Consider the following 13,255-nt stretch of genomic DNA (forward strand, 5'->3'; position numbering starts at 1 on the left):
ACAATAGGATGGTGCGCGTTGGCGGGACGTTACCGGAGGTCTTGATGCAGTTTCATCGTTCCATTGCGGCGGCCGTTTTTGCCACGGCGCTCTTGGTGACGAGCGGCGCTAACGCCTTTGAAACGACGTCTATCGGTGGTGCTCCGGGATCAGGGACCGCCAATTACAAGGATCCGGACGAACTGGGCGCGGCGCTCGCGCCATCGACGTCCTCGTCGTCACCCTTCGGCAATTTCAATTTTTCAGCCGGGTCCGCACCGGATAATGCCGACGGCGCGCGGACGAATTGGCTGAACGGACCGGGATCGCCGAATTTCGGCTTCACCGGCTCGCAGAGCACCTCTGCCGAGCCCGCCTCGCCCTTCAACACGCCCATTCTTCGCGATCGCAACTGAGCCGGATTTCCGGCTCATCCGGTTATTCCAGATCTTCGACCGTCACGGCTTCACCGCCGCCTTTGATGCGCTGTGACAGCGCCGCCTCGATGAACTGGTCAATATCGCCGTCCAGAACTTCATCGGGGTTGGTAGACTGGGCGCCGGTGCGTAGGTCCTTCACGAGCTGATACGGCTGCAGCACGTAAGAGCGGATCTGGTGTCCCCAGCCGATGTCGGTCTTTGCCGCCTGCTCAGCGCTCGCCTTTTCCTCTCGGCGCTTCAATTCCATCTCGTACAGGCGCGCCTTAAGGCGCTTGAACGCGATGTCCTTGTTCTGGTGCTGCGACCGCTGCTCCTGTGCAAAAATGACAATGCCCGACGGTTTGTGCACGAGGCGGACAGCCGATTCCGTCCGGTTGACGTGCTGACCGCCAGCGCCGGACGAACGCGCGTAAGAAATGTCGACGTCAGCAGGATTGATATCGACGTCAATCGTATCGTCGATGACCGGATAAACTGTGACCGACGCGAAGCTCGTATGGCGGCGGGCGTTCGAGTCGTATGGCGAGATGCGCACAAGACGATGGACGCCGGCCTCGGTCTTCAGCCAACCATAGGCGTTCTCGCCTTCGATCTCGTAGGTCGCCGACTTGATGCCGGCTTCTTCACCCGGGCTTTCGTCGATCAGCTTGACCTTGTAGCCGCGCCGCTCCGCCCAGCGCACGTACATGCGCGCAAGCATCGACGCCCAATCCTGGCTCTCGGTACCGCCGGCGCCGGCGTGCACTTCGATGTAGGTGTTCATCGCATCGGCTTCGCCCGACAGCATGGCGTCGATCGAGCGGCGCTGCGCTTCGTGGTCGATGCGTTCCAGCGCAGACTCGCCTTCGCTGACGCTGGCCTCGTCGTTCTCGGCTTCGCCAAGCTCGATCAGCGTCAATGCATCTTCGTAGTCGCGCTGCAGACGTTTGAATTCGGAGACGGAGCGCTCAAGCGAATTGCGCTGGCGCATGACCTTCTGCGCAGCCTTGGCATCGCTCCAGAGATTGGGGTCTTCGGCTTTCGCGTTCAGCGAGGCGAGACGGTCTTCGGCCGTCTCCCAGTCAAAGAGACCTCCTCAGGAGGGCGAACGCCTCCTCGATGCCGTCCGAAAGTTTTTGCGCTTCTGCGCGCATGGCAGCCTCCGACGCCGGCTCTCGCCGGCAAAGTGGATCAATCTCAGAAATCAGGTGCGGACGTATAGTGACGCGCCGCCGCCGTGTAAACGCGCGCGTTCGGCGGCGCGGCAATCGGCGCGCATTTGGTTACCACAATCCGTTCGGCGTGAGAGAGCCGCTGTCCGGCCGACTCATCGGCGGTGCGGGACGCGCCACACGTTCACTGACCGGCGGCGGTGACATCGACGAAGACGCGTCTGCCGTCATGCCGTTAACACCGATCATCGAGTAGGCGTCGTCGGGTTCTTCGTCGGGCTTAAACGCTTCCATTATCGTGTTCGGATCGTCAGCCGAGGCACGCAGCCCGGTCTTCAGATCGACACGCACAAACTTGATGCCAGGCGGAACGCGGAACGGTGCGGGCGGCGTGTCACCCAGCGCATCCTTGACGAACTCACCGAAGATCGGCGCTGCAATCGCGCCACCGGTGTTGCCTTTTCCAAGCGGCTTGGGGATGTCGTAGCCGATGTAAACGCCGACGACCATCGTCGGCGTATAGCCCATGAACCAGACGTCCTTCTCCTCGTTCGTCGTGCCGGTCTTGCCGGCAATCGGGCGATTGAGAGCGCTCAGTATCTTACCGGTACCGCGCTGAACGACGCCTTCCATAATGTGCGTCATTTGATAGGCCGTCAGCGGATCAATGACCTGGCGGCGGCTATCGACAAGCTGCGGCTCGGGTTGATTGGCCCAACGGTCGGCCATGCAGCCCATGCACTGGCGTTCGTCGTGACGCCAGATGGTATGGCCATAGCGATCCTGGATACGGTCGATCAGAGTGGCGGTGACTTCCTTGCCGCCGTTCGCCAGCATGCAATAGCCGGTCGCCATGCGCAGCAGCGTCGTTTCGCCAGCGCCAAGCGACATCGACAGAACCGGCAAGAGATCGTCGTAGATGCCAAACCGCTTCGCATATTCGGTGATGATCGGCATGCCGAGATCCTGCGCGAGACGCGCCGTCATCTGGTTGCGCGAATGCTCGATGCCGAAGCGCAGCGTTTCCGGACCTGCCGTATCGTCGGTCTCATAGTTCTTCGGCTTCCAGACGTCCTGACCGGGGCCTTGGTCGATCTCGATCGGCGCGTCGAGGACGATCGACGTCGGCTTGTAGCCATTATCGATTGCGGATGCATAGACGAACGGCTTGAACGACGAGCCGGGCTGGCGCTTGGCCTGCGTGACGCGATCGAACTGGCTCAAATCGTAAGAGAAGCCGCCGGCGATCGCGAGCACGCGGCCCGTGTAGGGGTCCATGGCGACCAGACCGCCGCCAATCTGCGGAATCTGCATCAAGGACCATGCACCCTGAATGTTATTCGGGTCATTCGGCGAGACGTAGACGACGTCGCCGGGGCTCAGAATGTCAGCCGTCGATTTGGGCGTGATGCGCTTGCCGTTGGCTTTCTTCGCGGCCCACTTCATGTCGTCGAGCGAAACTTCGACAGCTTCGCGATCCTTCGCGAGCGTGGAATCTTGTTGACGATGCGGTTTGAAACCGACGATCGCTTTTTTCTTCTGCGTTTCAAGGACGACCCCGAGACGCCAGGGGTCGATATCCCCGGGGCTCGAAATCTTGCCGAGCGCCACACCCCAGTCGCCCGAAATATCGATGTGCGAGACCGGCCCGCGCCACCCCTTGATACGATCGAACTTCACGAGGCCATCGACGAGAGCTGTTCTCGCCAGCTTCTGCAGTTGCGGATCGAGTGTCGTGCGCACCGACAGGCCGCCGCCGTAGAGCTTGTCCTCGCCGTATTTCGCAAGCAGCGTGCGGCGAACTTCTTCAGCGAAAAATTCGGCGCTCTCGATGCGAACGGTATTGGGTCGCAGATTGACGACGAGGGGCTTCTTCCTGGCCTCTTCGGCCTGCTCTTTCGTGATGTAACCGTTTTCGGCCATCTGACCGATGATCCAGTTCCGACGCTCGGTCGCTTTCGCCTTCTGGCGGAACGGATGATAGTTGTTCGGCCCCTTCGGAAGCGCGGCAAGATAAGCCGCCTCCTCGATGGTAAGGTCCTTCAGCTCTTTATTGAAATAGGTCAGCGCAGCTGCGCCGACGCCGTAAGAGTTCATGCCGAGGAAAATTTCGTTGAGATAGAGTTCGAGAATGCGGTCCTTCGAGTAGGCGCCCTCGATGCGGATCGCCAGGATCGCTTCCTTGATCTTACGCTCGATCGAGCGCTCGTTCGTCAGCAGGAAGTTCTTGGCGACCTGCTGGGTGATGGTCGAAGCACCCTGCGTACGCCGATTGGAACCGTGAATTTTCGCTTCGACCGCCGCGAAGACGGCGCGAAGCACGCCCTGAATGTCGATACCGCCGTGCTCGTAGAAGCGACGATCTTCCGCCGACAGAAACGCGCCGATCACGAGTTTCGGAACGTTGTTGATCGGTACGAAGATTCGCCGCTCGCGCGCGAACTCGGAAATCAGCGAGCCGTCGTGCGCGTGGATGCGCGTCATGACGGGCGGCTCATATTTCGACAGGCTCTCGTAATCGGGAAGATCCCGCGAGGCCTGCCAGATCAAAAAGCCAGCACCTGCGGAACCGGCGATGAAAACCAGCACAAAGGTACCGAACGCAAACCCAAGAAAATTGAGCAGCAGGCTTCTGCGCCGCTTTTTCCTTCTCCTGGGCGCCGGTGGTGGCGGCAGCGTGGGCGCGCGCATCAAATCCGAGATTCCGTCAGTCTGTCGCTGGCTTAAATTTTTCCGAATGAGGCGGTTACGTCTATTGCCGCGCCGCAGCAATGGCAATCCCCTCAGAACATTCGCACATTAGCACTGAATGTGGCAGCACGTCGTCCGAGGATGGACGAGTATCCTCAAGGGCGTGAGGCCGTTCTTTTGTTGAAGTAAATTTGCACCGCACCGGTGATCGCGTCGGCGACTTTCGACTGCCATTCCGGTGTCAGCATCTGCTCCTCATCGTTGCGATTGCTGATATACCCCAGTTCCACGAGTACGGACGGCGAATCCGTCTGCTTCAGCACCTTGAACGCAGCTGAGCGGCGGGGCACACGCGACATCGTAATCTTTTTGCGCAGGTGTTTGGCCAGAAGCTGCGAGAAATCTGAGGAAAAGTTCGAGGTTTCACGTTTCATCAGGTCGATGAGGATACTTTTGACCTGATCGTCTTTGCCTTCGTCGAGATTTTCGATGCCGGCCAAAAGATCCGAGGCATTTTCCTTTTCGGCCGCAATCCGCGCCACTTTGTCGGACGCTTTGCTGGACAGCGTGTAGATGGTGGCACCGCGAATGCTGCTGGCGGCCGTCTCGATGGAATCGGCGTGCAGTGAGATAAAGAGATCGGCTCCGGCCGCGCGGGAAAATTTGAGGCGGTCGTCGAGAGAGACGAAAACATCGTCGTGGCGGGTCATCTTGACGTCGTAGAGGCCAGTTTTCTCCAGCTCCTCCTTGAGTTGCATAGCAACAGCAAGAACAATCGTTTTCTCATTTACATTGTTGGGGCCGATGGCGCCGGGGTCGATACCGCCGTGGCCCGGATCAATCACGATGACGGGCTTGGCGTTGGGCTGCTTCTTATCGGGCGCGGCCTCAAACGCGCTCTCGAAATTCGGCTCCTGGGAGGCCGCGGCCATTCCCGCGCCCGTACCGCCGCCAAACGATTTTGCGTCGGTCGGCATAAGGGCGATGGCGAGTTTTACGGCTGACGATCCCTTGATCCGCGTCATGTTGGCGGAATGGATGACAACGGGGCCTTTGGTATCGATCACGATGCGCGATTTATGCGACGCGAAAAGGCCATAGCGGAACGCCGAGATAAGTCCCGCCCCTTTCTGTCCTGCCGCAGGGTCCAGCCGAAAACTGACGTCGGGCAGATCTATGACGACACGGTAGGGGCTCGCGAGCGTAAAAGCCTGTGCAGTCACGCCTTCGCTCATCGTCAGCTCGAAAATCGTCGAGCGGCCGGTCACCGTCAGGTGGGTTTCGAGCGCATCGGCCGCCATAGCGGGCCGCCCAAGCAACAGGCATAGCACGGTTGCTACTGCTGCTAGAATGTTCACCAAAGGTTTCCCGGGCGGGCGCATTGCCGAATTTTCCCCCTTGCTCGTCTTGTCTGCCCGATCCCCATACCCCGTTAAATCTTTGTTTTCATTCGTTATATAAAAGGACCATTACCGCCTCACGTTGTCGATCCCGCGCCAGTTTTATAGCACTTGCCAGCGAAGGATCGACCTCGTAAAGTTTGAAATGTATTCGGTGGCGCCCGAGACACACGCCTAAGTGGCGTAGGTTGAATAGGCGCCTGCAGAACCCAGTCGGCCTGCTGCGGGGCAAAGCTCTGCTTTCACAGGTAATTGGGCCAGCACGGATGGCACCTGCTCGAGGCAAGCGCACGGGGAGTATCAACGTCGCTCAGCAGGTTTCGCAGCTTTGACTTCCGAGCCCCCGGCGGCTCATTGTCGGAGTGAACTTACTTTGTGCCGGTCGCCCCGGTTTGTCAGTCGGGTAAAAGCGCGAATTGCTGGGCGGCCCAAAATTGATCGACCACGACGCCGCAGGGTGTCGGATTTTTCTCCCCAGCCTGAAGTCCCCCAATTCTGGACACGCAGCTGGGTCATAGACGACAGGCCATGACGACAGCTTGCATCATCCAAGACAGCGCCAACGGGATCTCGATCCACCCGGCGTTCGCATGCGTCCCTGCGCGCCACTCGCGCGCATCGGGGAACGGGATGGTGCAGACAGCGGCTCGGCCGCCAGTTCCATCAGCACAATCAACCAAAAGAACGCGCCACAGCGCGATCCTCGCGATCCGTTCCGGCAATTCCGGTTCGAGATGCGAGCCGCCGCCCCGGCGCGCCAAGGAAAATAACCTATGTCCAATACGAAAATGCTCATCGATGCCACGCATCCCGAGGAGACTCGGGTCGTGGTCCAACGCAACGGCCGGGTAGAGGAATTCGATTTCGAAAGCGCCGCTCGGAAACTGCTGCGCGGCAACATCTATCTCGCCAAAGTGACGCGCGTTGAGCCGTCGCTACAAGCGGCTTTCGTCGATTACGGCGGCAACCGGCACGGTTTTCTCGCCTTCAACGAAATCCATCCTGACTACTATCAGATTCCGGTCGCCGACCGTCAGGCGCTTCTCGATGAAGAAGCTGCCGCTGAAGCCGAGCTCGAAGCCGCCGCCGACCGGCGCGCGGAGGCGCTTGCCCGCAGAAATTCGACACGCGGCGGTGGGTCGACCGCCCCTCACGCTGAAGGGGAAGCGACGAACGACGATTTCGCGGAACAGTCCTCAGAGGATTCTGAGGACGGCGAATCCACGCACATCGTCGATGTCGAAGAAGACGATGAGCACATCGAAGAGATTGGTGGCGACGAAGACGAAGAGCCGATCAAGGTCTTGGCCGTCGCCGTTCCGATGCCGGACGATGACGTCGTCTCCGAACCAGTCCAAGCCGAAGCGGCAGATAACGGCGAGTCAAATCCCGATCTTGCAGCAAGCGCATCGGCGGACGAGCCTGCCGCGGAGGCGGACGCCGACCACGCGCACGACGAGAGCAACGATCACGACCATCACCACGAGGGCGAAGGCGGTTCGGACGTTCATGCCAACGACGATCATGGCTCCGAGCATGATGAGCATGAGCACCATGCCGAGCAGCCGCATGTCCACGACCATCACGACCATCATGGCGGCGAGATTGACGACTCGCAGGGCGCGGAGTTCCACGAGGAAGCGCCGCAACGTCAGCGTCGCCGTCCGCGCAGCTACAAGATCCAGGAAGTTATCAAGCGCCGCCAGATCATTCTGGTGCAGGTTGTCAAAGAGGAGCGCGGCAACAAGGGCGCAGCGCTGACGACGTACTTGTCGCTTGCCGGCCGCTACACTGTTTTGATGCCGAACACCGCCCGTGGTGGCGGCATCTCACGCAAGATCACCAACCCGCAGGACCGTCGCCGCCTGAAGGCCATTGCACAGGAACTCGAGGTTCCGGAGGGCATGGGCCTCATCATCCGCACGGCCGGTGCGGCGCGCACGAAGCAGGAAATCAAGCGCGACTTCGAATATCTGCTGCGCCTTTGGGAGAGCGTGCGTGATCTCACGCTGCAGTCCACGGCGCCGAGCCTCGTGTACGAAGAAGGCGACCTCATCAAGCGCTCGATCCGCGACCTCTATAACAAGGATGTCGAGGAAATCGTCGTTGCCGGCGAAGCGGGGCACCAGGAAGCCGCCGACTTCATGAAGATGCTGATGCCGAGCCACGCGAGAAACGTCGTGGCCTATCGTGAGCCGACGCCCCTGTTCACGCGCTATGGCGTCGAACGGCAGCTCAACGCCATGTTCCAGCCGCAGGTGACGCTGCGTTCGGGCGGCTACATCGTCATCAACCAGACGGAAGCGCTCGTCGCGATCGACGTCAACTCAGGAAAATCGACGCGCGAATTCTCGATCGAAGAAACGGCACTTGCGACCAATCTCGAAGCTGCCGACGAAATCGCGCGCCAGCTGAAGTTGCGCGACCTTGCGGGCCTCATCGTGATCGACTTCATCGACATGGAGGAGAAGCGCAACAACCGCGCCGTTGAGCGCCGCCTGAAGGATGCGCTTCGTTTCGACCGGGCGCGAATCCAGCTCGGCCGCATCTCGCATTTCGGCTTGATGGAAATGTCGCGCCAGCGTCTCAGAACGGGCGTGCTGGAAGGATCGACGTCACAGTGTCCGCACTGCCAGGGCACTGGCATCATCCGCTCGACGGAGAGCATCGCGCTCGCCGTATTGCGTGGCCTTGAGGATGCGATCACGGCGGGTGCTACAGGTCCGCTGACCGCGACGACGACGCCGCCGGTTGCACTCTACATTCTGAACAGCAAGCGCGCCTACGTGACCGACATGGAGCATCGCCACGGTTACTCGGTGACGGTACTCGGTAGCGATCGCGTGCAGGGTGCGAACTTCACGATCGAGCGCGGCGGCCCTGCCGTTCCGGTGCGTCGTGTCGAACGTGCTGCCGTCAATATGGACTGGGGCTTCGACGGTGAGGAAGAAGCACCGACATTCGAAGGCGGCGAGATTGAAACCGTATCGCACGTCGATGACGGCGACGAAGATACCGTGGCCCGTGAGAATGGTCGTGGCGAGGGCGATGAGGCCGGCGGCCGTCGCGGGCGGCGCAGGCGGCGTCGCGGTCGCGGAGGACGCGATCGTGGCGAAAGCCGCGAGCGTTTCAGTTCAGAACCGCGCGGCGAAGACGATCATGGATTTGCGGCAGGTCCGCAGCCGCACGACGATGATGAAGGCGAACAAGGACCGGTTGACGAGGACGACCTCGATGCCCAACCGGCATCCGAGGAAGGGGAACTCGGTGAGCACGGCGAAAACGGCGCCAACGGCGAAAAGCCCGCCCGGCGGCGCCGGCGTGGACGCCGCGGTGGCCGTCGCGGTCGGGACCGCAATCGTGAAGGCGGCCCGATGCATGCCGATGATGCCAACGGCGTCGCCGAAGGCGAAGATCACGAACAACTCGGGAGCGGGAACGCCGACGGCGATACCGAGGCTGCCCAGCCGGAGACGTGGTCAAACGGTGGACACATCACCGAGGCGCTGTCGTCGGAAGATGTGGCAACGGCTATCGAACAGCCGGAACTCAAGGTTCCCCGGCAACAACGGCTTTGGGACGTTCCCTCAAAGGCGCAAGACGCGGATGAAGTCGTGATGCTCGAAGGCACGGCATCCGAGGTTGCGACGGAAGAACCTCAGCGGGCTGTTGAGATGCCCGCCGAAGTTCCGGCCACCGCCGAGGACAGAGCCCCTGCGGCGGCACCGCGTCGTCGGCACGAGATCGGCTCCAGCGAGCCGCGAATCGAGCGCGTTGTTGTCCGACCGGACGATGAAGGCTCGGCTGCCGACGCCGAAGCCCAGGCTGCACCGCAGCGCAAGGGCTGGTGGCAGCGCAAGTTCGGCGGCGAATAAAAGACGAAGGGCCGAGGCATCGCTTGCTTCGGCCCCCTTTTCAAAATCAAAGCTGCTACTTGCCTATCTTGCTTCGGACTAGCGCCGCCGGCAGCGCTTGCCGCCATGCTGACGCCCTAAACTCGTGAATGTTTATAAGCACCTCGTAGCAACGCATTTGACCCAAATAGGGTTGGCGCATACTTTGATTGTGCGTGGCGTCTCGAAACGCTTGTCGAGATCAGGGCACTGCGAATGCCGATATTTTGGAAGTCACTTCCGGCGCATTCCAACGCCCGAAGTTTGACGATTTGGATCGTTGCGCTCATCGCATCGCTGTTGACATTAGCCAACGGCGCCCGAGCGCAGGGACTGCCGCTGATCCGCGACGCCGAGATCGAAGCGTTGCTGCAGGATTATTCCAAACCGATTTTTGAAGCGGCGGGTTTCGGCGGCGGCCGCGTGACCGTCCGCATCATCAACAATGAAGCCTTCAACGCGTTCGTTCTCGACGGCGCGAATGTGTTCGTAAATACCGGCACGCTGATGCAGGCCCAGACGCCGAATGAAGTGATCGGCGTCATCGCGCATGAAAGCGGTCATATCGCGGGCGGCCACATGGCGGCGCTCCGCTCGCGCATCGCGAAGGATCAAACACGCGCTCTGTTGACGCAGGTTCTCGGCATTGGCGCCATGGTTGCGGGCGGCGTCACAGGCGGAGACGGAGGACGCGAGACGGCACAAGGCGGCGCTGCTCTCTTGCAGGGCGGCAGCAGCGTCATTCTCAAGGGGCTTCTGGCCGAGCGGCGATCACAGGAGTCGGCGGCCGATCAGGCGGGCATCAAGTATCTCACTGCCACGAAACAGTCGGGCAAAGGCATGCTCGACACGTTCGAGCGGTTCAAGGAACAGGAATATCTATCAGATCAGTTCCAGGACCCGTTCATTCGATCGCATCCTCTGTCAGCCGAACGCCTCGACCGGCTCAGCAGGCTCGCAACCACCAGTCCGTATTTCAACAAGAAAGACCCTCCGTCGCTGCAGCTTCGCCACGACCTGATGCGGGCGAAGCTTTCGGGCTATCTGGAATCGCCCGCGACCGTGTTCAATCGCTATCCTGACTCAAATAAGACGCTGCCGGCGCGCTATGCGCGGGCCATCGCGACATTCTTTCGCGGCGGCGGCGGTGCGCTGGAATCGGCGGTCCAGCAGACCGACAGCATGATCAAGGAAAACCCAAATTACCCGTACTTTTACGAACTTCGGGCCGATTTCCTTATGCGATCAGGCAAACTCGCGCCTGCGGTCCCGAGCTTGCGGCAAGCCCTGAAACTGGCGCCTAACAGTCCTTTAATCATGGTCGAACTGGCCACAGCGGTCCAAAGCCTCAAGGGCAGCGATGCGCAAAAAGAGGCTATCGATCTATTGCGGAAATCCCTTATCGAAGACCCGGAAAATGGCCATGCTTACAGGCTGCTCGCAAATATCTATTATAAGCAGGGACGGGGTCCGGAAGCCGACGCCATGACGGCCCAGGCCTACTTCAACGAAGGGAACATAAAAGACGCACAGGTCTTCGCTAAACGAGCCCAACTGAAATTACGTGCAGGCTCGCCCGAGTGGTTGAAAAACGACGACATCATTAACTACAAGCCGCAAACCTGAGCAGCCGGCTGCTTTATCGAAAAATGAGATCAAATCCATGACCCAGAAGTCTCCTGACCGTAACAGAGCGCGCGCGGCTTCCGCCGGCAAAAAGCTCTCTGTCATCGCGCTCGGATTTGCGTGCCTGGCATTCGCGGCACTCGCAGCATCGAATTTCGGAAATAGCTCCGCGCGCGCCGACACCATTGCGCCCACCGCGGGCGGCAAGGTGTTCACTGACGAGCAGAAAAAGGCGCTCGGCGACATCATCCGAGACTATCTGATCAAGAACCCCGAAGTGATGTTCGAGGTGCAGAACGCTCTGGATGAGAAGTCCCAAAAAGAGCAGGAATCCAAACTCAAAGCCTTTATGGCGAAGAACGCCAAGCAGATCTATCGCGCCCCTGACAGCTCTGTTGCCGGCGATCCCAATGGCGACGTCACTGTCGTCGAGTTCTTCGATTACAACTGCGGTTACTGCAAACACGGCCTGCCGGAAGTGCAGAAGCTGATCCACGACGACAAGAAGGTTCGCTTCGTCTTCAAGGAGCTGCCGATCCTGTCGACGGGCTCAATCGAGGCCGCGAAGGTCGCGCTGGCCGCCAAGCGCCAGGGCAAGTACTGGGAGTTCCATCAAGCGATGCTGGGCTCCAAGGGCGTTGCCAACGAAGCTTCAGCGCTGAAGATCGCGGAATCCCTCGGTCTCGACATGGATAAGGTCAAGGCCGACATGGCAGGCGACGACGTCAAGAACGAGTTGCAGAGCGATCTACTGCTTGCCAAGCAGCTTGGCGTCAACGGCACCCCGCACTTCCTGGTCGGCGACAAGTCGGTGCCCGGCGCGCCGGATGACCTGCACGACCAGCTTGAGGCGCTCGTCAGCGGCTACCGCAAGACCGGCTGCAACATGTGCTGAGGGTGGCCGGAAATTCTCGTGCCATACCAGACATTTAACATCAAAGACACATTGCAGTGCGCGGCCATCGCCGCGCACTTTGCGCATTCGACGAAAGCTGATAGACCCTGGGCCTTCACAATCGGCGTCGGGCATCAGCTCGGTGCCTTATCGGCCTCCTGACATGACCTCCCTCGTTTACGTTCTTAACGGCCCCAATCTCAATATGCTCGGCGTCCGCGAGCCCGAAGTCTATGGCCGCGAGACACTCGACGACCTGCGCGTGCGCACCCAAAAAGCGGCAGCGGCGAACGGGCTCGCCATCGACTTCCGGCAATCGAATATCGAGGGCGAAATAGTCAATTGGGTGCAGGAGGCGCGCGGAAAGGCCAAGGGCATCATCATCAATGCCGGGGGCTATACGCACACGTCGGTCGCCATTCTCGATGCGTTGCAGGCCGTCAGCCTGCCGGTCGTCGAGGTGCACCTTTCCAACATCTTCCGGCGCGACGAGTTTCGCCAGCACTCCTACATCTCGCTTGCAGCGACGGGGGTGATCTGCGGGCTCGGTGCCAAGGGCTATGAACTCGCGATTGAGGCAATGGCCGACATTCTGCACAAATCCACAGGCAAAGCGTGACGTTGCGGCCAGAGCTTAGGCTATAAGACGCACGCCAACTAAATATCGAGGACATGGGACTGATGAGCGCAAAAGACCAAGGGCCGAAAATGGGAAGCGCCGAAGGTCAGATGATCCGCGAGCTCGCCGAGCTTTTGAACGATACGGGTCTGACGGAAATCGAAATCGAGAAAAGCGGCCTCAAGATCCGCGTCGCCAAGAAAATCTCGATCACGGCCGCGGCGCCGCAGGCTTACATGTCTGCGCCGGTTGCAGCCGCAGCGTCGACGCCGAGCGAAGCGAAACCGGCGACGGGTGCGAGTGATTTTTCAAAGCATCCGGGCGCGGTGAAATCGCCGATGGTCGGCACGGCCTATCGCTCGCCGGAGCCCGGTGCACCGGCATTCTGCGAAGTCGGATCCAAGGTCAATCAGGGCGACACGCTGCTGATCATCGAGGCGATGAAGACCATGAACCAGATCCCCGCGCCGCGCGCCGGCACGGTCAAAGCCATCCTCGTCGAGAACGCGCAACCGGTCGAGTATGGCGAGCCGCTGATCATCATAGAATAGAGCGCGCACC

General features: G+C 60.3%; 9 protein-coding genes. 6 read left to right on the forward strand and 3 right to left on the reverse strand.

Features of this window, described 5'->3' with window-relative positions; translation table 11 throughout:
• The first annotated feature begins 44 nt into the window (after positions 1 to 44).
• Positions 45 to 395: a hypothetical protein gene (locus tag ACLB1Z_RS16615; RefSeq protein WP_409560829.1), complete on the forward strand. Its 351-nt coding sequence runs from the start codon at positions 45 to 47 to the stop codon at positions 393 to 395.
• Positions 396 to 417: 22 nt separating this feature from the next.
• On the opposite strand, the gene prfB is transcribed toward ACLB1Z_RS16615, so the two are convergent.
• From prfB to ACLB1Z_RS16630, 3 genes are all read right to left on the reverse strand, one after another.
• Positions 418 to 1,552, reverse strand: a protein-coding gene (gene prfB, locus ACLB1Z_RS16620) for a peptide chain release factor 2 (RefSeq protein WP_409560830.1) whose coding sequence is annotated in 2 segments (ribosomal slippage) — positions 418 to 1,482 and positions 1,484 to 1,552 — 1,134 coding nt in all. Because the reading frame shifts where the segments join, the coding sequence is not laid out codon by codon here.
• Positions 1,553 to 1,681: 129 nt separating this feature from the next.
• Positions 1,682 to 4,261 (reverse strand): penicillin-binding protein 1A, encoded by a 2,580-nt coding sequence (locus ACLB1Z_RS16625; protein WP_409560831.1) that lies wholly within the window; start codon positions 4,259 to 4,261, stop codon positions 1,682 to 1,684.
• Positions 4,262 to 4,416: 155 nt separating this feature from the next.
• Complete coding sequence (locus ACLB1Z_RS16630) at positions 4,417 to 5,619, reverse strand: N-acetylmuramoyl-L-alanine amidase (RefSeq protein WP_409560832.1); 1,203 nt, start codon at positions 5,617 to 5,619, stop codon at positions 4,417 to 4,419.
• Between the two features lie 815 nt (positions 5,620 to 6,434).
• Between ACLB1Z_RS16630 and ACLB1Z_RS16635 the strand changes: the two genes are divergently transcribed.
• The 5 genes from ACLB1Z_RS16635 to accB all read left to right on the forward strand — a co-directional run bounded on the left by ACLB1Z_RS16635 (position 6,435) and on the right by accB (position 13,245).
• Complete coding sequence (locus tag ACLB1Z_RS16635) at positions 6,435 to 9,536, forward strand: Rne/Rng family ribonuclease (RefSeq protein WP_409560833.1); 3,102 nt, start codon at positions 6,435 to 6,437, stop codon at positions 9,534 to 9,536.
• Between the two features lie 234 nt (positions 9,537 to 9,770).
• Positions 9,771 to 11,180 (forward strand): M48 family metalloprotease, encoded by a 1,410-nt coding sequence (locus tag ACLB1Z_RS16640; protein ID WP_409560834.1) that lies wholly within the window; start codon positions 9,771 to 9,773, stop codon positions 11,178 to 11,180.
• A gap of 37 nt (positions 11,181 to 11,217) precedes the next feature.
• The gene (locus ACLB1Z_RS16645; protein ID WP_409560835.1) at positions 11,218 to 12,075 is read left to right on the forward strand and encodes a DsbA family protein; all 858 of its coding nucleotides are present in this window, start codon (positions 11,218 to 11,220) and stop codon (positions 12,073 to 12,075) included.
• A gap of 163 nt (positions 12,076 to 12,238) precedes the next feature.
• On the forward strand, positions 12,239 to 12,694 hold the full coding sequence (aroQ, locus tag ACLB1Z_RS16650; RefSeq protein WP_409560836.1) for a type II 3-dehydroquinate dehydratase: 456 nt from the start codon (positions 12,239 to 12,241) through the stop codon (positions 12,692 to 12,694).
• Positions 12,695 to 12,756: 62 nt separating this feature from the next.
• On the forward strand, positions 12,757 to 13,245 hold the full coding sequence (gene accB / locus ACLB1Z_RS16655) for an acetyl-CoA carboxylase biotin carboxyl carrier protein (protein WP_409560837.1): 489 nt from the start codon (positions 12,757 to 12,759) through the stop codon (positions 13,243 to 13,245).
• Positions 13,246 to 13,255: the final 10 nt, after the last annotated feature.

This window comes from Hyphomicrobium sp. MC8b (assembly GCF_905067615.1).
Lineage (GTDB): Bacteria > Pseudomonadota > Alphaproteobacteria > Rhizobiales > Hyphomicrobiaceae > Hyphomicrobium_B.

Excerpts from the sequence above, each read along its gene's own strand:
- aroQ (WP_409560836.1), top strand. The coding sequence starts at position 12,239 with ATGACCTCCCTCGTTTACGTTCTTAACGGCCCCAATCTCAATATGCTC.
- accB (WP_409560837.1), top strand. The coding sequence starts at position 12,757 with ATGAGCGCAAAAGACCAAGGGCCGAAAATGGGAAGCGCCGAAGGTCAG.
- ACLB1Z_RS16635 (WP_409560833.1), top strand. The coding sequence starts at position 6,435 with ATGTCCAATACGAAAATGCTCATCGATGCCACGCATCCCGAGGAGACT.
- ACLB1Z_RS16625 (WP_409560831.1), bottom strand. The coding sequence starts at position 4,261 with ATGCGCGCGCCCACGCTGCCGCCACCACCGGCGCCCAGGAGAAGGAAA.
- ACLB1Z_RS16615 (WP_409560829.1), top strand. The coding sequence starts at position 45 with ATGCAGTTTCATCGTTCCATTGCGGCGGCCGTTTTTGCCACGGCGCTC.
- ACLB1Z_RS16645 (WP_409560835.1), top strand. The coding sequence starts at position 11,218 with ATGACCCAGAAGTCTCCTGACCGTAACAGAGCGCGCGCGGCTTCCGCC.
- ACLB1Z_RS16640 (WP_409560834.1), top strand. The coding sequence starts at position 9,771 with ATGCCGATATTTTGGAAGTCACTTCCGGCGCATTCCAACGCCCGAAGT.